The sequence below is a fragment of the Belnapia rosea genome, assembly GCF_900101615.1.
Taxonomy (GTDB): domain Bacteria; phylum Pseudomonadota; class Alphaproteobacteria; order Acetobacterales; family Acetobacteraceae; genus Belnapia; species Belnapia rosea.
The window spans coordinates 30221-51903 of record NZ_FMZX01000011.1 but is presented as its reverse complement, the minus strand read 5'-3'; the positions used below and the strand labels follow the sequence as shown (position 1 = coordinate 51903).

Annotated in this window: 17 protein-coding genes; 7 read left to right on the top strand and 10 right to left on the bottom strand. The window is 72.1% G+C overall.

The annotated features are described in order from the left end of the window. Positions 1 to 1008, top strand: coding sequence for an NAD(P)H-dependent flavin oxidoreductase (locus BLR02_RS17455; RefSeq protein WP_090664096.1), 1008 nt, complete (start codon positions 1 to 3; stop codon positions 1006 to 1008). 15 nt (positions 1009 to 1023) lie between these two features. Here BLR02_RS17455 and BLR02_RS17450 read toward each other — a convergent pair whose 3' ends face one another. The 5 genes from BLR02_RS17450 to BLR02_RS17430 form a co-directional block, all read right to left on the bottom strand. Next, on the bottom strand, positions 1024 to 2553 hold the full coding sequence (locus tag BLR02_RS17450) for a DHA2 family efflux MFS transporter permease subunit (protein WP_090664095.1): 1530 nt from the start codon (positions 2551 to 2553) through the stop codon (positions 1024 to 1026). A gap of 121 nt (positions 2554 to 2674) precedes the next feature. After that, positions 2675 to 3754, bottom strand: a complete 1080-nt coding sequence (locus BLR02_RS17445) for an HlyD family secretion protein (protein WP_090565319.1) — start codon at positions 3752 to 3754, stop codon at positions 2675 to 2677. Positions 3755 to 3764: 10 nt separating this feature from the next. Then, positions 3765 to 4220: a MarR family winged helix-turn-helix transcriptional regulator gene (locus BLR02_RS17440; RefSeq protein WP_245704835.1), complete on the bottom strand. Its 456-nt coding sequence runs from the start codon at positions 4218 to 4220 to the stop codon at positions 3765 to 3767. A gap of 77 nt (positions 4221 to 4297) precedes the next feature. Next, positions 4298 to 8095: a translocation/assembly module TamB domain-containing protein gene (locus tag BLR02_RS17435; RefSeq protein ID WP_090664093.1), complete on the bottom strand. Its 3798-nt coding sequence runs from the start codon at positions 8093 to 8095 to the stop codon at positions 4298 to 4300. A gap of 3 nt (positions 8096 to 8098) precedes the next feature. Then, positions 8099 to 9943, bottom strand: a complete 1845-nt coding sequence (locus BLR02_RS17430) for an autotransporter assembly complex protein TamA (protein ID WP_090664092.1) — start codon at positions 9941 to 9943, stop codon at positions 8099 to 8101. A gap of 76 nt (positions 9944 to 10019) precedes the next feature. Between BLR02_RS17430 and BLR02_RS17425 the strand changes: the two genes are divergently transcribed. Next, entirely contained in the window at positions 10020 to 11174 is a 1155-nt protein-coding gene (locus BLR02_RS17425) for an amidohydrolase (RefSeq protein WP_090664091.1), read from the top strand. Positions 11175 to 11298: 124 nt separating this feature from the next. Beyond that, on the top strand, positions 11299 to 11424 hold the full coding sequence (locus BLR02_RS30890; protein ID WP_281201087.1) for a hypothetical protein: 126 nt from the start codon (positions 11299 to 11301) through the stop codon (positions 11422 to 11424). Here the strand turns inward: BLR02_RS30890 and BLR02_RS17420 are convergent. Then, entirely contained in the window at positions 11418 to 12440 is a 1023-nt protein-coding gene (locus tag BLR02_RS17420) for a P1 family peptidase (protein WP_090664090.1), read from the bottom strand. The two genes, BLR02_RS30890 and BLR02_RS17420, sit on opposite strands and share 7 nt — an antisense overlap. A gap of 15 nt (positions 12441 to 12455) precedes the next feature. Between BLR02_RS17420 and BLR02_RS17415 the strand changes: the two genes are divergently transcribed. Then, positions 12456 to 12935: a GNAT family N-acetyltransferase gene (locus tag BLR02_RS17415; protein WP_245704834.1), complete on the top strand. Its 480-nt coding sequence runs from the start codon at positions 12456 to 12458 to the stop codon at positions 12933 to 12935. On the opposite strand, the gene BLR02_RS17410 is transcribed toward BLR02_RS17415, so the two are convergent. Further along, positions 12910 to 13863, bottom strand: a complete 954-nt coding sequence (locus BLR02_RS17410) for an alpha/beta hydrolase (RefSeq protein WP_090664089.1) — start codon at positions 13861 to 13863, stop codon at positions 12910 to 12912. The genes BLR02_RS17415 and BLR02_RS17410 overlap by 26 nt on opposite strands. Positions 13864 to 13931: 68 nt before the next feature. On the opposite strand from BLR02_RS17410, the gene BLR02_RS17405 reads away from it, so the two are divergent. Beyond that, positions 13932 to 16580 (top strand): bifunctional acetate--CoA ligase family protein/GNAT family N-acetyltransferase, encoded by a 2649-nt coding sequence (locus tag BLR02_RS17405; protein WP_245704833.1) that lies wholly within the window; start codon positions 13932 to 13934, stop codon positions 16578 to 16580. Here BLR02_RS17405 and BLR02_RS17400 read toward each other — a convergent pair whose 3' ends face one another. The 3 genes from BLR02_RS17400 to otnI all read right to left on the bottom strand — a co-directional run bounded on the left by BLR02_RS17400 (position 16581) and on the right by otnI (position 19388). Then, positions 16581 to 17459 carry a helix-turn-helix domain-containing protein gene (locus tag BLR02_RS17400; protein ID WP_090565337.1) on the bottom strand — a complete coding sequence of 293 codons (879 nt, stop codon included), beginning with the start codon at positions 17457 to 17459 and terminating at the stop codon, positions 16581 to 16583. It lies immediately after the preceding gene. Between the two features lie 235 nt (positions 17460 to 17694). Next, positions 17695 to 18582: a 2-hydroxy-3-oxopropionate reductase gene (locus BLR02_RS17395; protein WP_090664087.1), complete on the bottom strand. Its 888-nt coding sequence runs from the start codon at positions 18580 to 18582 to the stop codon at positions 17695 to 17697. Positions 18583 to 18608: 26 nt separating this feature from the next. Next, positions 18609 to 19388, bottom strand: a complete 780-nt coding sequence (gene otnI, locus BLR02_RS17390) for a 2-oxo-tetronate isomerase (protein WP_090664086.1) — start codon at positions 19386 to 19388, stop codon at positions 18609 to 18611. Positions 19389 to 19547: 159 nt separating this feature from the next. Here otnI and BLR02_RS17385 point away from each other — a divergent pair, with 159 nt between their 5' ends. Continuing rightward, on the top strand, positions 19548 to 20630 hold the full coding sequence (locus tag BLR02_RS17385) for an AI-2E family transporter (RefSeq protein ID WP_090664085.1): 1083 nt from the start codon (positions 19548 to 19550) through the stop codon (positions 20628 to 20630). Positions 20631 to 20693: 63 nt separating this feature from the next. Next, the gene (locus tag BLR02_RS17380; protein ID WP_090565345.1) at positions 20694 to 21680 is read left to right on the top strand and encodes an ABC transporter permease; all 987 of its coding nucleotides are present in this window, start codon (positions 20694 to 20696) and stop codon (positions 21678 to 21680) included. Positions 21681 to 21683: the final 3 nt, after the last annotated feature.

Below are 21683 nucleotides of genomic sequence, written 5' to 3'. Positions count from 1 at the left end.
ATGTCGCTCATCGAATCCCTGAAGGGCCGGCTGTCGCTGCCGCTCATCGGCTCGCCGCTCTTCATCATCTCGGTGCCGGACCTCGTCGTCGCGCAGTGCAAGGCGGGGATCATCGGTGCCATGCCCTCGCTCAATGCCCGGCCCGCGGAGCAGTTCGAGGAATGGGTGATCGAGATCAAGGAGCGGCTGGCGGCGCATGATGCGCGGCATCCGGAGCGCCCGGCGGCACCCTTCGCCATCAACCTCATCGTCCACAAGTCGAATGACCGGCTGGAGCACGACCTCGCCATCTGCGTGAAGCACCGGGTGCCGCTCATCATCACCTCGCTCGGCGCGCGGCCGGAGGTGAACCAGGCGGTGCATTCCTATGGCGGCCATGTGCTGCATGACGTGATCAACCAGCGCTTCGCCCATAGCGCCATCGACAAGGGGGCCGACGGGCTGGTGCTGGTCTGCGCCGGGGCGGGCGGGCATGCGGGCGCGCTCTCGCCCTTCGGCTTCATGCAGGAGACGCGGGCCTGGTTCAGCGGGCCGATCGCGCTGTCGGGCGCCATCGCCAATGGGCGGAGCGTGCTGGCGGCCGAGGCGCTGGGCGCCGACTTCGCCTATGCCGGCAGCGCCTTCATCGCCACGCAGGAAGCGCGCGCGCAGCCCGAGCAGCAGCAGATGATGCTGGAATGCGGTGCCGAGGACATCATCTACACCAACCTCATCACCGGCGTGCACGGCAACTACATGAAGCCGAGCCTGGTGCGCGCCGGGCTCGACCCGGAGAACCTGCCGGGGAGCGACCCGAGCAAGATGGATTTCAGCTCCGACCGCAAGAAGCGCTGGAAGGATATCTGGGGCGCCGGGCAGGGGATCGGCGCGGTGAAGGAGGTTCAGCCAGCGGGCGAGGTGGTGGCGCGCTGGCGGCGGGAATACCATGCGGCGCGGGCCCGGCTCGGCGCCGGCTGCCCGATGGTCAACCCGGCCTGGGAGGCCGTGCTGGAAACGGCGGCCGAGTAGGCCACCGCCCGGAGGTCAGTCCATCGCCGCATGCGCCGGGTCGGGCGCGGCGGCCTTGGGCGGGCGTTTCATCAACGGCAGCAGCGCCAGCATGCCGAGCGCCAGCACCATCAGCAGCCAGAAGTCGTTCATGTAGGCGATGATGCTGGCCTGCCGCGTCACCTCCTGATTCAGCAGCGAGGCGCCGGGTATGGTCGCCGGATTCCACCAGTGGTGGATCGCCGGGTAGTCGAAGACCCGGTTCAGCGGCGAGATGTGCATCGCCATGTCCGCATGCGCGATCTGGGTGTTGCGCGTCAGCATCGCCGCCATGGCCGAGATGCCGATGGCGCTGCCGAGGTTGCGGAGCAGGCTGATGAGCGAGGCGCCGTCCGTCCGCAGCGCCGGATCGAGCGTGGCGAAGGCGACGAGGTTCAGCGGGATGAAGACGAAGCCGAGGCCCACGCCTTGCAGGATGGTCGTCGTCACCAGCGTCGTCATGGAGACGTCCGGTGTCCAGCCGGTCATGTCCCAGAGCGTCCAGGCCAGCACCAGCACGCCGAAGGCCATCACCTTGCGCGGGTCGACCCGGCTCGCCAGCCGCCCGGCGATGAACATCGCCGCCATGGTGCCGAGGCCCCGTGGCGCCATGGCGAGGCCGGCGGTGAAGACCGGGTAGTTGCCGAGCGTCTGCAGGTAGGGTGCCAGCAGCGCCGAGGTGGCGAAGAGGATGACGCCAACGGCGAACATGATGCCGAGGCCCGCGGCGAAATTCCGGTTGCGGAAGATGCGCGGCGGAATGAAGGGGCGTTCCGCCGTCGCCATATGGACCAGGAAGAGATAGAGGCCGAGCCCGGCCAGCACGGCCTCGACGATGATCTCGGTCGAGCCGAACCAGTTCAGCAGCTCGCCCCGGTCGAGCATGATCTGCAGGGCGCCGACGCCAAGCGCCAGCACGCCGAAGCCGAGCCAGTCGAAGCGCCGGCCCGATTGCTGCTCACCCTTCGGCAGGAAGAAGAGCAGGCCGAGCAGCGCCAGCAGGCCGAAGGGCAGGTTGACGTAGAAGACCCAGCGCCAGTTGAGGTTCTCGGTGAGGTAGCCGCCGAGGGTCGGGCCCAGGATCGGCCCCACCATCACGCCCATGCCCCAGATCGCCATGGCGGAGCCGCGCTGCTCCGGCGGATAGATGTCGAGCATGGTGGACTGGCTGAGCGGCACCAGCGCCGCGCCGAAGGCACCCTGCAGCAGGCGGAAGAGCACCATCTGCTCGAGCGACTGCGCCGCGCCGCAGGCGACGGAGGCCAGGGTGAAGCCACCGACCGAGGCGAGGAAGACCGCGCGCCGCCCGAAGCGCGTGACGAGGAAGCCGACGGGCGCGGTCAGGATGGCTGCCGCGGTGATGTAGCTGGTCAGCACCCAGGTGATCTGGTCGGAGGTCGCGGCCAGGCCGCCCTGCATGTAGGGCAGTGCGACATTGGCGATGGTGCCGTCGAGCGCCTGCATCAGCGTCGCCACCATGGCGCAGACGGTGATGATGCCGCGATGCGGCACCGTTTGCTCGCTCATTGTCTGTTCCTGCCCTGGCCGGTGTCCTTCCGCGGCCTTGCCGCGGAAGGCGGTGCCGAAGCATCAGGCGTAAGGGAAAATCCGGGGCCCCCGCGGCGCCGCGCAGCGGTGTCGTGGGGAGTTAGAAGATGTCCGAGAGATGCCGCTCATGGCCGGTGTCGATGGAGACGACGGCGCTCATCCCCGAGCGCAGCGGCGGCGCGCCCTCCTGCGGCTCGACGCGAATCCGCACCGGGATGCGCTGCACCACCTTCACCCAATTGCCCGAGGCGTTCTGCGCCGGCAGCACGCTGAAGGTGGAGCCCGAGGCGGGGCTGATGCTCTCGACCACGGCCTTCCAGGTGACGCCAGGATAGGTGTCGATGGTGACGGTCGCGGCGTTGCCCGGCTTCACATAGGTCAGGTCGGTCTCCTTCGGCAGCGCATCGATCCAGACACGGTCGGAGGAGACGAGGGCGAAGGCGGGCGAGGAGGCGCCGAGATACTGCCCCGGCTGCAGGCTCGAAACCTGGGTCACCACGCCGTCGAAGGGGGCGCGCAGCGTGGTGTGGTCGAGCTGGCGCTGCGCCTCGGCGAGCTTCGCCGCGGCCTCCAGGTAATCGGGGTGCTGCTCGACCGGCATGTCGGGCTTGCCGCCGAGCCTGGCGAGCTGGACCTTCGCCTGGGCGCGCAGGGATTCGAGCTGCTGCTGCGCCTGCTGCAGGCCGTAGCGCGCCTGGTCATAGGCCGAGCGGGTGACGGCGCCGCTGTTCACGATCTGCGCCGCGCGGTCATAGGTCGCCTGGGCAAGCTGCACCGCTGCCTCCTGCGCCGCCGCGTCGCGCAGCAGGCGCCCGTAGTCGGCCTCCATGGCCGTGAGGTTCAGCGCCGTCTGCTGGAGCTGCGCCTGCGCCTGGTCGAGAGCATGCCGGAAGGGCGCGGAGTCGAGCTGCACCAGCACCTGGCCGGAGGTCACGGCATCGCCCTCATGCACGGCGATGCGCTGCACGATGCCGGAGACGTCGGTCGCCAGCAGCAGCCGGTCGGCCTGCACATAGGCATCGTCTGTGCCGGAATAGCGGCCGCCATGCAGCCAGAACAGGCCGGAGCCGGCGATGACGGCCAGCACGCCGCCGGCCATCAGTACCGGGCGCAGCCAGCGGCGACGCTTCGGCGCGGTTTCGGCCTCGGGCTGCGCGACGCGGATCGGACCTTCGGGCATGGGGACTCTCTCAGGCAGCGAAGCCGGCCTCGTCGTCGCCGGCCAGGAGGTTGGATTTCATGTGCAGCAGGGCAGCCTTGAGCGCGGCCCGCTGGGCCTCGGGCAGGTTGCGGGTGGCGGCCGCATCGAAGGCGGCCTTGGCCTCGTCGATCTCCGCCAGCACCGGTGCCGCCTCCGGCCGGAGGTGCAGCCGCCAGCAGCGCCGGTCGGTGGGGTCGGCACGGCGCTCGATCAGGTTGCGGGCGGCCAGCCGGTCCACCAGGCGGCCAACGGTGATCGGCTCGACCTCCAGCAGCTCGGCCAGCTCGCGCTGGGTGAGGCCGTCATGGCGGCGGAGGCGCGCCAGGATCGTCCATTGCGCCCGGGTCATGCCATGCGCGCGGGCCACCCGGTCCGCCATGGTGCGGATCAGCCGCGCCACATCGGTCAGCAGCAGAAGGAGGTCGTCATGAGGAGGGATCGTCACGCGGGGGAACATAAGCAGCGTTATTAATAGCTGCATCAGCATCCGCCATCACGTCCCCGCGCGCGGTGGCGGGCGGCTCAGTACTCGAATTCGTAGGACAGGCCGATGCGGTCCCCGGCCGGGCCGGTCGCGGTCTGACCCTCGAGCTTGATGTTGGGCGTGATCTCCACTTGCACGCCGACGCCGGTCTGGCCGCCATTGGTGCCCTGCCGGACACCGAGGAAGACACCCGGCGCCACGTAGCGCCCCGCCTCGACGGTCGCGCCCGTGCTGCCCTGGGCGGCGCCGCTCACCCCCAGCCGGTCGAGGCCGAGCGCGTTCCGCACCCGGTCCAGCGGCCCGCCGCCCGCGCCGCCGATGCCGCTGAGCTGCGCGGCGGCCGCGGCGATCTGGGCGATCTCGAAGGGCGAGAGGTTGCTCGTCGCGCGGTCGAAGAGCAGCCTGGCCAGCACCTCGTCCTGCGGCAATTCGGGCGTCGAGGTGAAGGCGATCTGGGGGGCGTTCGCCGGCCCGGTGACCGTGACGGTGATGGTGGTGCTGCCGCCCGTCGTGGCCTGCGCGGCCATGTCGAGCTGCGGGACGAAAGTGCCCGAGGCGAAGCCGATATTGCCGCGCTGGAAGGTCAGCGTCCGCGTCAGGATGTTGAGGGTGCCGCGCCGCAGCTGCAGCGCGCCCGAGGGCACCGGTGCGGCCACCGTGCCGCCGATGTCGAGCGCGCCGCCCATCTCCACGTCGATGCCGCGTCCGCGGATGAAGACGCGGCGTGCCGTCACCTTCACCGCGAGCGAGAGCGGCGGCGCCGCCGGGGCTGGCGGGCCGGCCTTGGCGGGCGGCGGCGCGGTCTGCACCACGCCGGCCGGTGCGCGGCCGCGCTGGCGCACATTGGTCAGCGTCGGCACGCTGGCGGGCAGCTTCTCGGGGACACGGAGATCGGCCTGGTCGATCCGTACCTCGCCGGCGATGGCGCCGCCGCCCATCACCGGCCCCTTCACGGTCAGGTCGGCGCCGATGGTCGCGGTGCCGAGGTCGGAGGCATAGGGCCGTGCGTTGCGGGCGGTGATCACGAGGTCGGCCGGGAAGCCCTCGGCGCCGGCATCGACGCTGCCGCGGATGCCGATGATGCCGCCGCCCGTGGTCTTGCCCTCCAGCCGCTCGATCACCAGCCGCGTGCCCTCGCCGATGATCGTCCCGGCGATGTCGGAGAGGCGGATGCCCGTGCTCGGGTTGCGGTAGCTGCCGCCGCTGAGCGTGGCGCGGCCGCCGAGGCGGGGTGCCGCGATGCTGCCTTCGGCCCGTAAGGCGAGGGCGAGCCGGCCGGCGACCCGGTCCGCGCCGGCGGCGAGGAAGGGGCTGGCGAGCGGCGCCAGGTTCAGGGCGCCGTCGAGGGAGGCTGCGAGTGGCGCCTCGCCGCCGAAGCCGCGGGGCAGCCGGGCCGTGGCGGTGACGGTGCCCGCCGGTCCGGCCGCGATCTCGGCCCGCGCCTCGGCGGCGTTGCCGGCCATGCTGGCCTCGGCGCGCAGGGTCAGGGCTGGCAGGCCGCGCGCCCAGTCGGCGCCGAGGCCGATCCCGGTGCCGTTCAGCCGCGCGCGGATCTCCGGCTGGGCGACGGCGCCGGTGGCGCGGACCTCGCCGGTCAGCAGGCCCTGGGGCTTGAGGTCGGGGGCGAAGCGTTCGGCCAGGGTCAGCGGCAGGGCGGCGATGGTGATGCCGAGATCGGCGCGCTCCGGCCCCCAGCGACCGGCGGCCTGCACCCGGCCACCCTGGCCGATGGCGAGGGCCAGCCCCGCCACCTCGATGCCGCCATCGGCGCCGTAAGTGATGCGGGCCGGGTTGGCGAGGCGAAGGGTCTCACCCATGGCCTGGGCCTGCAGCGCGGCGAGGTCGAGCCGGTAGCTGCCCTCGGCGGCGGCGAGACGGCCGCGGCCGGAGACCTCGCCCTCCGTCGCCTTGCCCCGCAGGGTCCAGTCGAGCGCGGCGGGCGTGCCGTTGACGGTGGCGGCGAGACTGCCGTCCTGCCCGGCATAGGCGAGGCGGGGTGCGTCGAGGCGGAGGTCGAAGCCCTGGATCCCATCGCGCGGCTCCAGCTTCGCATCCAACGTCAGCCGCCCGGCGAGGCCCGCGAGGCCGGCCAGGCGGCCGAGTGGCGCCAATTCAGCCGCCTCCAGCCGCGCCGTGCCGGTAAAAATCTGGGCGGCCGGGTCGAGCCGGCCATTGGCGGTGAGCTGGGCGGGGCCGAGCCGCGCCTCGGCGGCCTCGATCTCCACCGCCTGCCCATCCGGCCGGCCACGGAAGTCGAGGGCGACGGGCAGGCCGTCCAGTGTCGCACGGAGCTGGGCGGTGCCGCGCGGGGCGGAGGCCGGCGTCGCTATCCGGGCATCGAGGGCAAGGCCTTCCAGCACCCGGCCGGCGGCGGCGATGCGGCCGGAGCGTGCGGCAAGCGTCAGATCCGGGTCGGCCAGCTTCCCCGTGGCATGGACGGTGGCCTCCAGCGCGCCTTCGGAGCCGGCACCAAGCACCTCCAGCCGGGGGAGGGAGAGGCTGGCATCGAGGGCGATCGGCTCGGCGAGGGTGCCCTTGGCGGCGAGGCGGCCATTGGCGCCATCCAGCGTTGCATCGAAGGCGGGGCCGGGCAGGGCCCCTTGCAGGACGAGACGAGGGGCCGGGCCGAGTACGGCATCGGCCTGGGCCACGCCGGTTGCCAGGGCATCGGGCGTCGCGGTCAGGGCGATGGCGGGCTTCGCCATGGTGCCGGTGACATGCGCCTCGGCCCGCAGCCCCTGCCAGGCGAGGCCGGCCGGCAGCAGGGCGCCGAAGCGGCTGGACTCGGCCAAGGCGAGGTCGAGGCGCAGGTCCAGCGCCTCGCTGGCGAGATCGGCGGTGCCGCTGGCGCCGAGCCGGCCGGCGGGCAGGGTGAGGTCCAGCTGGCGGAGGGAGAGGCGCTGGTCGGGCGGCAGCTCGGCCTCCAGCGCGAAGCCGAGCGGGACTGCGAGCGGCCGGAGATCGGGCGGGAGGAGCGGGCCGGCGCGTGCCTCGCCCTGGAGCGTGGCGCCGTAGCGGCCCTCGGGCGTCGCCCGCACGGTGCCGGCGCCGGTCAGCGCGACCTCCGGCCCGAGGCTCGCCCGGAGGTCGAGCGCGGCACCCGAGGCCGGGCCATCGAGGGTGAGGGACAGGTTCAGCGGGGCGTCGCCCCAGCCGCCCTCGGGCGGCGGGATGAAGCCCGCGATCAGCCCGCCGGGCGCCTCATCCAGCGTCAGCCTGGCGGAGAGCCGGTCGGCGGCCGGGGTCAGGGCGAGGTTGAGGGCGGCCTGCATCGCCGCATCCAGGCGGCGCAGGTCGAGCGAGGCCTCGAGTCCGGCGGATCCGAGCCTTGCCTGGCCCTCGAGCCCAAGGACCGCGGCCTGGCCGAGCACCGGGGGCGCCAGATCGATCCGGCCGATGGCCAGCCGGTCCAGCACCACCGCCACGGGAAGCTGCGGGAGATGCGGCAGGACGGTGTCGGCGGGCGGCTGCGGCTCGGCCGGACTTGCCTCGCCGCCGGCGGGCAGGCGGGCCAGGGCGAGTTTCGCCGCCTCGATCCGCTCGATCCGCAAGGTGCCGGAGAACAGCGCCATCAGGTCGAGGTCGATCCGCCCATCCTCGAGCGAGACCCATTCGCCCTGGTCGTCAGCATAGCCGAGCCGGGCGAAGGCGAGATGGCCGGGCAGCGGGCCGCGCAGCCCCTCGATCCGGAGGCCGGGGACGAAGCTTGCGGCTTGGCGGGCGAGGAAGTCGCCGCCGCTTTCGGTGTTCACCCAGGCCAGGGCGCCGATGACAGCGATGACCGGCAGCAGGATGAGCAGCGCCAGGGCGCCCAGGAGCCATTTGAGCCAGCGCATGGTTCAGAACGCCTGGCCGATGCCGACATACAGGCCGTAGCCGGAGGAGTTCGGCTCCCGCACCACCGGCACAGCCACGTCGGCGCGGATCGGCCCGATCGCGGTGTAGTAGCGCAGGCCGAGGCCGGCGCCGACGCGCAGGTTGGAGGTATCGGGCAGCGAACCGGTGCCGACCGCGCCGGCATCAACGAAGGCAACGGCGCCGAAGTCGCCATAGACCTTCTGTCGCCATTCCAGGCTGGTCTCCAGCAGGCTGGCCCCACCGGAGGGCTTGTTGCGCTCGTCGCGCGGCCCGATCGACTGGTAGTCGAAGCCGCGCACGGAGCCGCCGCCGCCGGCATAGAAGCGCATGTGCCGCGGCACGCTGCCACGCCCGGCCCCCAGCAGCGAGCCGACGGTGCCGCGCACGGCGAGGATGCTGCGCCGGTCGCCCAGCACATCCCAATAGGTGCTGCCGGTCACCCGCAGCGGCACGAAGGGCTCGCTGTCGCGGATGCTGTAGGAGGGAGTGACGGTGCCCTCGAGGCGGTAGCCCCGGGCCGGATCGAGCAGGCTGTCGGTGCCGTCGAAGCGGCCGCCGAAGAGCACGCCGACGATCTGGTAGGGGCTCAACTGGCCGTCCGGCGGGCCGATCGAGCCGAAATCGGCCACCGGCCCGGCACGCAGCGAGAGACGGTCGGAGATGCGGCGCTCGAACAGCAGCGAGGCGGTGATGGCATCCCGGTCATAGGCGTCCAGCCGCTCGCGCAGGGCGCCGATGCTGGCGATCAGGGTCAGGTCGCGCCCGAAGACGCCGGGGCTGCGATAGGTGGCCCCTGTCCGGTAGGTCATCTGATCGAGGGCGCCGCCCGTGCCGATGCGCGCGATCTCCCCCTCCAGCCGCAGCCTCTCGGCGCCGCCGAAGAGGTTGCGATGCTCCCAATAGACCCGGATGGTGGGGCCGTAATTCGTCTCATAGGCTGCGGTGACGCCGACCGCATGGCGGGCCCGTTCGGCGACGGTGAAGGTGGTCGGGAGGCGGCCTTCGCTGTCGAGCCGCTCCGCGGCCCGTGCCCGGACCGAGCCGAAGGGGCCGAGGGCCATCAGCTCCCGCCGGGCCTGCTCCAACCGGGCGGGGCTGTAGGTCTCGCCGGTGATGCGGCCAGCCTGGCGGCGGAGGAAATCGGCATCGACCCGGACAGCCCCTTCCACCTGGGGCGGGGCGAAGCGGGCCAGCGGGCCGGGGGCGAGGCGCCAGCTGATCTCCATGGTCTTCGCGCCATGATCCACCACCGTCTCCCGCCCTGCCTGGCTGGCCAGCGGGTGCCCGGATTCGAGCAGGCGGTCCAGCAGGGTGCGCTCGGCGGCCAGCACCGGCTCGGCCCGCGCCACATCGCCCCGCGCGATGCCAAAGGGCCGGTCCGCCGCGGCATCGACCGTGGGCTGCTCCTCCGGCCGCGTGGCACGGATGGCGATGCTGGCGATGCGATAGGGCTCACCCTTCTCGACCGTGATGCGGATCGGGAGGGGCTTCTCGGTCGTGGCCTCCAGGCGGGCGAACAGGTCCGGGTCGGTGATGGGCAGGCCGCCCAGTGTGATACGCGCAACGCCACCCCAATAGCCTTCCGACTGCAGCGCCTGCTGCAGCCGCTCCCGGTCGCCCTGGGCCCGTCCGATGACGCCGCCCGCGGTGGTCGGCGCCTGCTCATGCAGCGCAACGAGCTGCGACACCGCGGAGAGCGCGGCATCCAGGCGTGAATCGCCGCTTGGCGCGATCTCTACCTTGTAGGGCAGGGCCGCCGGGTCGGGTTCCTGCGCCCTGGCAATCGGGGCGGCAAGCAGAACCAGAATGATGGGGATGCGGCGCAACAACGATAACACTGGGGCGAAAGCATCCTCCTGCGTCAGGGTTCCCTACCCAGGTGGGGAGGATTAGGCTTCTTGCATGGATCAAGCCCTTGCTGAAACGCTCACCGGGTGGCGGCGCCACCTCCATGCCCATCCGGGCCTGACATTGCATGAGGCGGAGACCGCCGCCTTCGTCGCCGCGCGGCTACGGGAGATGGGGGCCGAGGTCACGGAGGGCGTCGGCGGGCATGGCGTGGTCGGCACGCTGCGGCGGGGCGGCGGCGGGTCCAACCGCTCGGTCGGACTGCGCGGCGACATGGACGCGCTGCCGATCCAGGAACAGAATGAATCGCTGCCCTACCGCTCGACCGTGCCCGGCGTCATGCATGCCTGCGGCCATGACGGGCACACCACCGCCCTGCTCGGCGCGGCCGCGCTGCTGACCCAGGATCCGGGATGGACGGGCACCATCCAGCTCGTCTTCCAGCCGGCCGAGGAGGGCGGGGGCGGCGCACGGTCGATGATCGCCGATGGGTTGTTCCAGCGCTTCCCGATGGAACGGATCTTCGGCTGGCATAACTGGCCGGGGCTGGAGGCGGGGACGGTCGCCGTGCATGAGGGGCCGGTGATGGCCGCCGGCGCCCGGTTCGAGATCGCCTTCACCGGCCATGCCGGCCACGCCGCCCTGCCGCATCTCACGCGGGACCCGATGATCGGCGCCGGCCATGCCATCATCGCCCTGCAATCCATCGTCGCCCGCAACATCGACCCGATGCACGCCGCCGTGGTCAGCGTCACCGTGGCGGAGGCCGGGGAGGCACAGAACCAGGTGGCCGACCGCGCGGTGCTGAAGGGCACCGCCCGCTGGCTGGTGCCGGAGACGGGCGCGGCGATCGAGGCGGGCATGCGCCGCATCGCCGCCGGCATCGCCGCGACCTTCGACCTGGAGGCCGAGGTGCTGTTCAAGGTCGGCGTCGAGCCCACGGTGAACCACCCGGCCGAGCGGGACCTGGCCGCGGGTGCCGCCGGCGCGGTGACGACGGTGCGGCGGGACCTGCAGGCGGCGATGACCGGCGAGGATTTCTCCTTCTTCCTCAAGGAGGTGCCGGGCGCCTTTGTCTGGATCGGCAACGGCCCGGGCGAGGGCGGCTGCGAGCTGCATAACCCGCGCTACGACTTCAACGATGCCATCCTGCCGGTGGCGAGCGGCTTCCTGGCCGAGGTGGCGAAGCGGGCGCTCGCCGGCGGCTGACCATCCGCTGCATGGATGGAGGCCATCCGGGCTTTCGCTTCGCCTTTTGCCCGGCGGACGCCGATCCTCCTGGTCAAGGGTGGCCTGTCCAGTAGGCCGGCCGCCAAGCCAGGAGATCCTTTCCATGCGTGCCATCGCCCATGCCGCCACCGACCAGTGGAGCGGGACCGCGGCCTACACGGCCGCTGCCGCCTGTTTCACCGGCTTCGTCATCGCGGTCGAGATTGCCCTGAGCCACCTCGTTTACTGAGGCGACGCCTCGCCGTGCTCATCGAGGTCCCGCCAGCCCGGCCGGTCGCCGAGGCGAATAGCGTGGTAGACGCCGCGCGCCACTGCCCGTGCCAGCGTCTCCGCCGCCAGATGGCCGAGCCGCGCCAGCATCCCCGGCCCCGTCAGAGGCAGCCTGCCGGTCGCCATGGCGAAGACGCTGTCGCCGTCGAAGGGCGTGTGGATCGGCCGGATCGATCGTGCCAGCCCGTCCTGGGCCATGATCGCCAGGCGTTGCAGGTCGCCCTTGTCGAGCGCCGCATTCACCGCCACCACGGCGATGGTCGTATTGGCCATGGGGTTGAGCGCCGAGCCGAGCGGCAGGGGCATCTCGGGCTCCGGCCGCCAGTCGCGCGGGGGCGGGCCGAGGCCGCCGAACTCCCCCGCCAGCTCATGGGGCCAGGCCCAGAAATGCCGGCTGCCCGGCATCACCGTGCTGCCGAAGCTGTTGACCGCGACCAGCGCGCCAACCTGGACCCCGTCGGGTGTGACGCAACTCGCGCTGCCGAGGCCGCCCTTCACCCGCCCGGCCCGCGCGCCAAGCCCGGTCCCCACATTGCCGAGCGCGAAATCCAGCCCCACCGCGGCCAGCGCCGCCCGGCCGAGCGCGGCATAGGGCGGCGTCTCGCCCCAGGATTTGTCGCCGCCATTCATCAGGTCGAAGAGGATGGCGCCCGGCACCACCGGCACCGTCGCCCCGCCGAAGGCCACGCCCCGGCCACGCGCACCGAGCGCCGCGACCACGGCCCCCGCCGCATCCAGCCCGTACATGGAGCCGCCGGACAGCACGATGGCATCGACGGTATTGCCGATGCTGGTCGGGTCCAGCGCCTGGATGTTGAGCGTGCCCGGCGCGCCGCCGCGGATATCGGCGGCGGCGGCGCAGCGCGTCTCGGGATAGATCACCGTCGTGCCGGTTCGGATCCGCGGGTCCTCGGCATTGCCGACGAGGATGCCTTCGACATCGGTGATAAGGTTGCGCGGGCCCGGCGTGATCATGCGGCGAAGCCTCGCATGGCGGCCGGCTTCGCGCTATCCGGGGCCATGGACTGGCGCCCGATGACCGCGGCGGACCTGCCTGGCGTCCTCGCCCTGGCGGACCGGCTGCACCCGCACCACCCGGAAGCGCCGGCGGTCTTTGCCGAACGGCTCGCGCTGGCGTCGGGCGGGTGCTGGATGCTGGGCGAGGGGGAGGGCTATGCCGTGGCGCATCCCTGGGACGGGCTGGCGCCGCCGCCGCTCGACAGCCTGCTCGGCAGGCTGCGGCCGGGGCCCTGGCACCTGCACGACATCGCCCTGCTGCCGGCGGCGCGGGGCGCCGGCCATGCGGCGCGCCTGCTCGCCCGCTGGCCGGAGGCGACGCTCGTCGCCATCCCCGGCACCGGCGCCTATTGGCAGGCGCAGGGCTTCCGCGATGCGCCCTGCGCCGATGCCGTGGCGCTGGCGAGCTACGGCGAGGGCGCGCGCTTCATGCAGCGGCAAGCCGCGCCCTGAGCCAGGCCGCGGCCGCCGCCACCGATCGGTCCGCCGCGCCGACATGGCCGAGGGCGCGGAGAAATCCATGCACCGTGCCGGGGAAGAGCTGCGATTCGACGGCCACTCCGGCGGCGCGCAGGGCGGCCTCCATCGCGCGGTTCTCATCCGCCAGCACGTCGAGTTCGGCGATATGCAGCAGGCAGGGCGGCAGCCCGGCGAGGTCGGCCCGCAGCGGCGCGGCGAGCGGGTTGAGGCGGTCGGCGGGGCGCGGGGCATAGGCGCCCCAGTAGAAGCGCATCCGTTCCTCCGTCAGCCCGTAGCCAGTGGCGAATTCGCGGTAGCTCGGCCGGTCGAGCCGGCTGTCGAAGACACCGTAATTCAGCAGGAGGCCGCGGAGCGGGACCGGGGCGCCGCCGTCGCGCAGCGACAAGGCGAGGCCAGCCGCGAGGTTGGCGCCGGCCGAATCGCCGCCGGCCACGATCCGGGACGGGTCGAGCCCCCAGGCGGCGCCCTCGGCGGCGATCCAGCGCAGTACGCCCTCGCACTCCTCGAGCGCCTGGGGGAAGACCGCCTCCGGGCTCAGCGCGTAGTCGGGGCCGATGACGGCGCAGCCCGCGGCCGCGGCGTATTCGCGCATCAGCCGGTCATGCGTGTCGATGCTGTTCCAGACCCAGCCGCCGCCATGCAGGTAGAGCAGCACCGGATGCGGCCCCGGCCCCGCCGGCAGGTGGACGCGGCACTGGATGCGCCGGCCGCGCACCGGCAGCCAGCGGTCCTCGCTCACCGCCAGCACCGGGCCGCCGGCGGAGAGGGGCGCATTCAACGCCTCGGTCAGGGCGCGGGGACGGTCGAAGGGCAGTTCGAGGCGGATCGGCGGCAGAAGGGCCGCGCGCCCCTCCATCATCGCGTTGAAAGCCTGCATCTCGGGATCCAGCCGCGCGTCCATCGTCAAGCTCCTGCTGCCGGGATGCATGGTTGCCGCTCCCGGCGCGGCGGTCCATGTTGCGCCGCACCATGCCGATGATCATCCCGCGCAGCGTCGCTCCCGGCTACCAGCCGCGCGCCTTGTTCCGGCCGCGCAGCCTCGTCCTGCTGGCCGATCCTGCCCAGCCGGAGGCGCCGGTGCTGGCCGCGAATATCGCCAGCGGCGGCTTCAAGGGCAGCGCCTTCGTTATCGGGATGGCGGTGCCTGGCCTCACGCCGGCCGAATCGGTTGAGGCATTGCCGGAGGCGCCGGACCTCGCCGTGCTTTGCCTCCCGCCGGCGGCGCTGGAGCCCGCCATGGAAGCCCTGGCGCGGCGCGGCTGCTTCGCCGCCATCGTGCCCGGCCCGGCACCCGACCTCGCCGGCATCGCCGCGCGGACCGGGGTGGGGGCGCTGGGGCAGGGGAGCTTCGGCCTCTGCATCCCGGAGATCGGCCTGAATGCCTCGCTCACCCACATCCCGCCGGCACGGGGGCGGCTGGCGCTGGTCACCCAATCCGCCGCCCTGGCGCGGGCGGTGCTGGACTGGGCGGCGTCGGAACAGCTTGGCTTCAGCCATGTGATCGGCATCGGCGGCAATGCCACGATCGGCTTCGCCGCCTCGCTCGACTGGCTGGCGCGGGACCCGGGCACGGGCGCCGTGCTGCTCGACCTGCGGCGGGTGCGCAACCGGCGGGCCTTCGTCTCGGCCGCCCGCGCCACGGCGCGGACCCGGCCGGTGATGGCGATCCGCGCCGGAGGGCGCAGCGGCGATGCCTCGGGCCTGGCCGATGCGGTGATGGAGGCGGCGCTGCGGCGCGCCGGCGTCCTCCGCGTCTCCGGCCTCGAGGACCTGCTCTCGGCGGCGGAGACGCTGGCCCGGGTGCGGCTGCGGCCGGCGGCCCCGGGCCGGGGCGGGACGCTGCCGGCGACTCGCATCGGCATCGTCACCAACGGTATCGGTCTCGGCCATCTGGCCGCCGATGCGGTGGTGGCGGGTGGCGGCTGCCTGGCGGAGTTGCGGCCGGAATCGATGGCGGCCTTTCACATGCTGCTGCCCTCCGGCTGGGTGCCTGGGAACCCGCTCTCGCTCGGGCCGGCGGCCGGGCCGAAGCTGGCCGAGGCGGCCGCCATGCTGGCCGGGTTGCCCGAGGTGGATGCGGTGCTCGCCTTGCACGCCCCGGCCCCGGGCGAGGTGCCACCCGATGCGGCCGAGGCCGCGGCCGAGGCGATGATCGCGGCGGCCCGGACGGGCCCTGGCCGCGCCGCGCCCATCCTTGTCGCCTGGATCGGGCAGGCCACCGCCGGGCGGCAGCGCCGCCACATGGCGGAGGCTGGGCTGGCGGTCTTCGCCACCCCCGAGGCCGCGGCGCGTGGCGCGCTGCATCTGGCAGCCGACCGCCGCAACCGCGCTGCGGCGGCTGAATTGCCCTCACGGGAGGTGCTGGACCTGGCACCGGACCGGACCGCTGTCCGGCGCATCCTCGCCAGTGCCCGGGCGGCGGGGCGGCTGGCGCTGACGGCGGAGGAGGCGCTCGGCGTGCTGGCTGCCTACGGCATCCCGACCGTGCCGGGCCGCCATGCCGAGGGACCTGCCGAGGCGGCCGATGCCGCCACCATGCTGGGCTTCCCCGTCGTGCTGAAGATCCTCAGCCCCGACGTGCTGCACAAGAGCGATATCGGCGGCGTCGTGGCCAACCTCGCCAGTGCCGCGGCGGTGCGGGAGGCGGCGGAGGCGATGCTCCTGCGCATTCGCACGAGCCGGCCCGAGGCGCGGATCGACGGGCTGCTGGTGCAGCGCCAGGCGGCGCGGGCGCTCGAGCTGCGGCTCCGCCTCGGCGAGGATTCGATGTTCGGTCCCTGGATCGGCTTCGGCCAGGGCGGCACCGCGGCTGATCTCGCGGCGGATGAGGCGCATGACCTGCCGCCGCTCAACCTGGCGCTGGCGGACCAGTTGATCGGCCGGTCGCGCACGGCCCGGCTGCTCGCCGGCTTCCGCGACCATGTGCCCGCCCATCGCGGAGCGGTGGCGGAGGCGCTGGTGCGCCTCTCGCAGGTCGCGGTGGATTTCCCGGAGGTGGCGGGCCTCACCATCAACCCGCTTTTCGCCGATGCGCAGGGCGTGCTGGCGGTGGATGCGGCGCTCCAGCTGCGGCTGGCTGGCGAGGCCTCGGTGCTGGCGATCCCGCCCTATCCGGCCGAGCTGGAACGGCCCTTCCAGACCCGTTCGGCGGGGCCGCTGGCCATCCGCCCGATTCGCCCGGAGGATGCCGCGGCGCTGGGCGAGATGTTCCATCGCCTCGATCCCGAGGATATCCGCCGCCGCTTCTTCTCGCCCCTGCGCGAATTGTCGCCGGCCCTGACCGCGCGCCTGACCCAGATCGACTACGACCGGGAGATGGCCTTCGTGGCCTGCGACGCGACGGGGGCGATCCGCGGCGTGGCACGGCTGATCCGCGACCCGGTGGGGCCAAGCGCCGAATTCGCCGTGACGGTGGAGCAGGCGATGAAGCACCAGGGCGTGGGCCGCCACCTGATGGAGCGGCTCTTCGAATGGGGCCGCGCCATGGGCGTGATGGAGGTAGCCGGTCAGGTCCTGGCCGAGAACCAACCGATGCTGGGCTTTGTCCGCAGCCTCGGCTTCAGCCTGCGGCGTTCGGCCGAGGAGGAGGAGGTGATGGAGGCGCGGCTGGCCCTGTGATCAGGCGGGCCGGGCCGCGGCGACCAGTTCGCGGATGCGGGCCGCGGCGGCGGCACCCTTCAGCGCATCCCGCCAGGCTGCCTCGGCCACCCGTTGATGGACCGAGATCGCCTCATCGGCTGCGGTGATCATGGCGACCCCGAGGCCCGAGGTCGGCGGGGCGTCGGGCGGGAAGGGGCTGCCGACGACATGGGCACGGTCCCGGCCGCGCAGCACGATGAAGGCGCCCGAAGGGTCGGGCCCGGTGCTGAGGCCAAGCTGCAGGCCGATCGGCACGCTTTCCATCATCGCGGCGATGCTCTCGGCCTCGGTCACCGCCGCGGCGCGGCAGCGGGCGCGCGTCCGTTCCGGCACGGCGATGCCGGCGGCCACGCCCTCCTGCAGGAAACGGCGCAGCGAGGCTTCGGAGAGGATGCCGATGATGTTCGGCCGGCGCTGCTGGTGGACCTTCTTGCGGGCCGTGAGAAGGCCGAGCGCCTGATCCGCCATGGCGCGGGCCGGGGCCCGCTCGGCTGAAGCCTCGGCGGCCTCGGTCCAGGCCTCGGCCAGCGCGCCCTCGAAGGCATCGGTCGAGACCTGGTAGCAGAGCGCGCCGCCCACCAGGAGGATCTGGTCGGCCTGCTCCTCGACCTGGCGCAGCCTTTCCTGGAAAGCGACGGGGCGGGAGAAATACTCGACGCCGATCCCGAGCAGGGAGAGCGGCGAGATCTTCAGCAGCTCGGCAAGGCGCCGGATCGTGTCCAGCTTGATGACCTCGCCCTTCTCGTAGCGGTAGAGCGCGGCGCGGGAGACGCCGAGCCGGGCGGCGATCTCCTCGGCCCTGAGGCCCGATTCCAGGCGATACGCCCGCAACTGCTGCCCGATATCCGCAAACCGCATCCTGGCCTCCGCGCCTTCTCGTCGCCCGCCATCCTGGCTGCCGCACTGGACAGCAAAATGGTTAGATTTTTGAGAAGATATCTCGTGCCTCGCACGAGGCGCCAAAAACCTTGCCTCGCTCCCTGGTCGAAATCAAGACGCTGGGACTATTGCGACATCTTCGTACAGGGGCCAAGCGCCAGGGCTGTGGCCCGGACCGGCCGCACACGCAGGGCGGGTGCGGCCGGGGTAGGGCTCAGCCGGCTTCGGGTGCCACCGGATGGGCGGCCATCAGCTCCAGCGCCTTGACCAGCCCGGAATGATCGAGCTGGCCGCCGCCGCTGGCGATGCAGGCGGAGAAGAGCTGCTGGGTGGAGGCGGTGTTCGGCAGCGCCACGCCGAGCTCCTTTGCCGAGGTCAGCGCCAGGTTGAGGTCCTTCTGGTGCAGCACGATGCGGAAGCCGGGGTTGAAGGTCCGCTTGATCATCCGCTCGCCATGCAGCTCGAGGATGCGGGAGGTGGCGAGGCCGCCCATCAGCGCCTGGCGCACCTTGGCCGGGTCCGCGCCGGCCTTGCTGGCGAAGACCAGCGCCTCGCCCACCGCCTCGATGGTCAGCGCGACGATGATCTGGTTGGCGACCTTGGTCGTCTGCCCGGCGCCGTTGGGCCCGACCAGAGTGATGTTCTTGCCCATCGCCTCGAAGAGCGGCTTGGCGCGGGCGAAGGCCGCCTCCTCGCCGCCGACCATGATGGTGAGGCTCGCCTGCTTGGCGCCGACCTCGCCGCCCGAGACGGGCGCGTCGAGATAGTCGCAGCCGAGGGCGTTCACCCGCTCGGCGAAGGTCTTGGTGGCGGTCGGGCTGATCGAGGACATGTCGATCACCAGCTTGCCGGCCGAGAGTCCGGCGGCGACGCCGCCCTGGCCGAACAGCGCGGCCTCCACATCCGGGGTGTCGGGCACGATCAGGATGATGACCTCGGCCGCCTTGGCGACCGCGGTGGCGTCGGCGGCGACGGTGAAGGCCGCGCGCGACTCGGCATCGAGGCTTTTCCGCTCGGGGACGATGATCTCATGGCCGGCGGTCTTGAGATGCCCGGCCATGGGCTTGCCCATGATGCCGAGGCCGATGAAGCCGATCTTCATTGGCGGCTGAATCCTTCTGTCGTTGTTCAGGACTTGTAGGGGGCGAACCAGCTGAGGCCGGCCTCGGTCTCGGCCGCCGGGCGGTACTCGCAGCCGATCCAGCCGCGGAAGCCCATGGCGTCGATCGCCTGGAAGACGAACGGCCAGTTCACCTCGCCGGTGCCGGGCTCGTTGCGGCCCGGATTGTCGGCCACCTGCATATGGGCGATCAGCGGCAGGTGCCGCTCGGCGGTCTTCACCAGGTCACCCTCGGTGATCTGGCAGTGGTAGAGGTCGAATTGCAGGCCGAGCCGCTCCGGCCCCACGGCCTGGATGATGGCAGCGGCCTCATCCGTCGTGTTGAGGAAGAAGCCGGGGATGTCGCGGTGGTTGATCGGCTCGATCACCGGCTTGACGCCCGCCTTGCCGCATTCCTCGGCGGCCCAGGCGAGGTTGGCGGCATAGACCGAGACCAGCGTGTCCCGCGCGACGCCGGCCGGGGCGAGGCCGGCCATCAGGTGCAGCCGTGGGCAGGCGAGGGCCGCTGCATAGTCGAGGGCGCGCTTCACCCCGTCCCGGAATTCCGCCTCGCGGCCGGGGAGGGCGGCCTGGCCACGCTCGCCCCGCGCCCAATCGCCGGGCGGGGCGTTGAACAGCTGCTGGGTGAGGCCGTTATCCTTCAGCCGCGTGGCGATCTCGGTGGCCGGGAACTCATAGGGGAAGAGGAATTCCACCGCTTCGAAGCCGGCTGCCCGGGCGCGGGCGAAGCGGTCGAGGAAGGGCACCTCGTTGAACATCATCGACAGGTTGGCGGCGAAGCGCGGCATGGTCCTCCCCTTTCAAGCCATTCGCGGTCCCGCGCCACCGGTCGGCGGCGCGTGGCGGACTGCTATAGCAGTGGCGCCGCACGCTACCCAGGGGCGGCGGCGCTGGCTACAGCCACCGAATGGGGTGCGCGCCATGGGCCGGGATGATACGGAGCAGGGATGACGGAGCGACGAATCCAGACCGAGGGCTTCACCCCGGTGGCCCTGCTCGGGCTGCTGGCGGCGCTGGCGCTGGCCGTGGGGTGCCTGCTGGTGCTGCGGCCCTTCCTCTCCGCCCTGCTCTGGGCGGCGATCCTCGTCTATTCCACCTGGCCGGCCTATCGCTTCCTGCGGGAGCGCACCGGCCTGTCGCCGGGATGGGCCGCCGGGGCGATGGTCCTGGCGGAGTTCCTGCTGATCGGCCTGCCCCTCGTCTTCGCCACGCCGACCAAGCGGGAGGATGTGGAGGGGCTGCGCAACGCCTTCGAGACCCTCCTCACCCAGGGCATGCCCGGACTCGGGACCTGGCTCGGCAGCCTGCCGCTGATCGGCGGCTTCCTCGCCGACTATCTGGAAGGGGTGGATTTCGGCTTTTCCGGCCTCGCCGAGCTGGTGGCCCCCTATGCCGGGACGCTGGCGCAGAATGCGTTGGCGGTGCTGCTGGCCGTTCTCTCGGGACTGGCGGAGGTGCTGGTGGCGATCTTCCTCGCCTTCTTCCTGTACCGCGACGGACCGGCGATCGCCCGGCGCAGCGAGGCGGCGCTGGAGCGGCTGGCCGGGGACCGGACGCGGCACCTGGTGGCGCTGACCGGGGACGTGACCCGTGGCGTGGTCTACGGGCTGCTCGGCACGGCCCTGGTGCAGGGGCTGATGACGGCCTTCGGCCTCTGGATCGCCGGGGTGCCTCGCCCGGTGCTGCTCGGCGTCGTGGCCGGATGCATCTCCATCCTGCCGGTCGGGGCACCGGTCGTCTGGATCCCGGCGACGCTCTGGCTGTTCAGCCAGGGGGCGACCGGCTGGGCGATCTTCCTCGGCCTCTACGGCGCCTTCGGCATCAGCAGCGCGGATAACGTGATCCGCCCCTGGCTGATTTCCCGCGGCGCCGACCTGCCGCTGCTGCTGACGCTGCTGGGCGCGCTCGGGGGGGTCTTCGCCTTCGGCTTCCTTGGCTTGTTCCTCGGGCCGGTCCTGCTCGCCGTGGGGTTCACCCTGCTGAGGGACTGGGCGACCGAGGGGCCTGAAACAGCCGGAACATCCGGCTGACACTCTTCCGTCATGCCGGGGCGACGCCTATAGGGGCGCCATCCGCCAAGAGACGGTCCCCCCATGCTCGCCTTTGTCATATCCCGAATTCTGCAGGCCTTGCCGGTCATGGCGGTCGTGGCGCTGATCAGCTTCGCCATGTTCGCCTATGTCGGCGACCCGATCTCGATCATGCTCGGCCAGGACTTCACCGAGGCGCAGCGCCAGGCGCTGGTCGCGAGCCTCGGGCTCGACCAGCCCTTCTTCGTGCAATTCGCCAGATTTCTCGGGAATGCCCTGCAAGGCGAGTTCGGCCTCTCCTACCGCCTGTCCCGCCCGGTGGCCGAGCTGATCGCTGAGCGGGCGCCGGCAACGCTGGAATTGGCCTTCTGCGCGGCGCTGGTCGCCCTCTGCATCGGCGTGCCGATGGGGGTCTATACCGGGCTCTACCGCAATTCCTGGCTCAGCCGCTTCCTGCTGACCTTCAGCCTGATCGGCGTCTCGCTGCCGACCTTCCTGATCGGCATCCTGCTGATCCTCGTCTTTTCGGTCTGGCTCGGCTGGCTGCCCAGCTTCGGCCGTGGCGACACGGTGCAGATCGGCTGGTGGAGCACCGGCCTGCTCACCACCTCCGGGCTGAAGGCGCTGGTGCTGCCCTCCATCACCCTCGGCCTGTTCCAGCTGACCCTCATCATGCGGCTGGTGCGGGCGGAGATGCTGGAAGTGCTGCGGACCGACTACATCAAATTCGCCCGGGCCCGTGGATTGCGGAACCGGGCCATCAATTTCGGTCATGCGCTGAAGAACACGCTGGTGCCGGTGATCACGGTGGCGGGCCTGCAGCTTGGCGGCATCATCGCATTCGCCATCGTCACCGAGACGGTATTCCAATGGCCGGGGATGGGCCTGCTGTTCATCCAGTCGGTCAGCTCGGCGGATATCCCGGTCATGGCGGCCTATCTGATGCTCATCGCCCTTGTCTTCGTCACCATCAACCTGGTGGTGGACCTGCTCTATTACGCCGTGGATCCGAGGCTTCGGGCCGGGCGCAGCGTCGCGCGGGGGGGCTGAGCC

Coding starts and splice junctions, on each gene's coding strand:
- BLR02_RS17455 (WP_090664096.1), top strand. CDS start 1: ATGTCGCTCATCGAATCCCTGAAGGGCCGGCTGTCGCTGCCGCTCATC.
- BLR02_RS17450 (WP_090664095.1), bottom strand. CDS start 2,553: ATGAGCGAGCAAACGGTGCCGCATCGCGGCATCATCACCGTCTGCGCC.
- BLR02_RS17445 (WP_090565319.1), bottom strand. CDS start 3,754: ATGCCCGAAGGTCCGATCCGCGTCGCGCAGCCCGAGGCCGAAACCGCG.
- BLR02_RS17435 (WP_090664093.1), bottom strand. CDS start 8,095: ATGCGCTGGCTCAAATGGCTCCTGGGCGCCCTGGCGCTGCTCATCCTG.
- BLR02_RS17425 (WP_090664091.1), top strand. CDS start 10,020: ATGGATCAAGCCCTTGCTGAAACGCTCACCGGGTGGCGGCGCCACCTC.
- BLR02_RS30890 (WP_281201087.1), top strand. CDS start 11,299: ATGCGTGCCATCGCCCATGCCGCCACCGACCAGTGGAGCGGGACCGCG.
- BLR02_RS17420 (WP_090664090.1), bottom strand. CDS start 12,440: ATGATCACGCCGGGCCCGCGCAACCTTATCACCGATGTCGAAGGCATC.
- BLR02_RS17415 (WP_245704834.1), top strand. CDS start 12,456: ATGGCGGCCGGCTTCGCGCTATCCGGGGCCATGGACTGGCGCCCGATG.
- BLR02_RS17410 (WP_090664089.1), bottom strand. CDS start 13,863: ATGGACGCGCGGCTGGATCCCGAGATGCAGGCTTTCAACGCGATGATG.
- BLR02_RS17405 (WP_245704833.1), top strand. CDS start 13,932: ATGCCGATGATCATCCCGCGCAGCGTCGCTCCCGGCTACCAGCCGCGC.
- BLR02_RS17400 (WP_090565337.1), bottom strand. CDS start 17,459: ATGCGGTTTGCGGATATCGGGCAGCAGTTGCGGGCGTATCGCCTGGAA.
- BLR02_RS17395 (WP_090664087.1), bottom strand. CDS start 18,582: ATGAAGATCGGCTTCATCGGCCTCGGCATCATGGGCAAGCCCATGGCC.
- otnI (WP_090664086.1), bottom strand. CDS start 19,388: ATGCCGCGCTTCGCCGCCAACCTGTCGATGATGTTCAACGAGGTGCCC.
- BLR02_RS17385 (WP_090664085.1), top strand. CDS start 19,548: ATGACGGAGCGACGAATCCAGACCGAGGGCTTCACCCCGGTGGCCCTG.
- BLR02_RS17380 (WP_090565345.1), top strand. CDS start 20,694: ATGCTCGCCTTTGTCATATCCCGAATTCTGCAGGCCTTGCCGGTCATG.